Origin of the sequence: Vibrio sp. 1641 (assembly GCF_033339995.1) — a bacterium.
In the GTDB taxonomy this organism is placed as follows: Bacteria; Pseudomonadota; Gammaproteobacteria; order Enterobacterales; family Vibrionaceae; genus Vibrio; species Vibrio alginolyticus.
The window spans coordinates 1-817 of sequence record NZ_JAWOVP010000105.1; the positions used below are offsets into that span (position 1 = coordinate 1).

Here is an 817-nt window from a genome sequence, read left to right on the forward strand (position 1 = left end):
TACGCGAACGTGTTCGACTAGGTCTTTCACTTCTTGTGGTGTTTCTGCTGTTACTTTCGATACAGCGAACGCGACGATGAAGTTGAATAAGGCACCAATCGCACCAAATGCGTTTGGCTCAATGCCTAGGAACCAGTTGCTGCCCCAGCTTTCTAGGTAAGTCCAATCTGCGATGAATAGGATACCTTTGTGTTGGAACACGTAGAACAGAGTGATACTGATACCGGCAATCATACCCGCGATAGCACCTTCTTTGTTGATGTTCTTACTGAAGATACCCATCATCAGAGCCGGGAAGATGGAGGACGCCGCCAGACCGAAGGCCAGTGCTACCGTACCTGCCGCGAAGCCCGGTGGGTGCAGACCCAAGTAACCTGCGACTGCAATGGCCACCGCCATCGAGATTCGACTCGCGAGCAGCTCTTTCTTCTCTGAGATATTCGGGTTAATTACCCCTTTGATTAAGTCATGGGAAATCGCGGACGAAATCGCCAGCAATAGACCCGCTGCGGTTGATAGTGCTGCCGCTAGACCACCCGCTGCGACCAGTGCGATAACCCAGTTAGGTAGTTTCGCGATCTCAGGGTTAGCCAGTACCATGATGTCGTTATCAACTTTCAGTTCGTTAGTTGCAGCATCTGATGTGTAGTTGATGTTGCCATCACCGTTCTTATCATCAAAGCCTAGCAGACCCGTTTTCTCCCAGTTTTTGAACCAAGTAGGACGTTCGTCATAAGCCAAGTGTTGGCCCGGCGCTGGGTTAACGGTATCCATTAGGTTTAGACGTGCCATTGCTGATACTGCTGGAGCCGTTGTG

At 50.7% G+C, this 817-nt stretch carries 1 protein-coding gene; it reads right to left on the bottom strand.

What is annotated here, in order from left to right:
- Nucleotides 1-817: VC_2705 family sodium/solute symporter (locus R7Z47_RS24445; RefSeq protein ID WP_318130711.1), on the bottom strand; the 817-nt coding region annotated here is incomplete at both ends.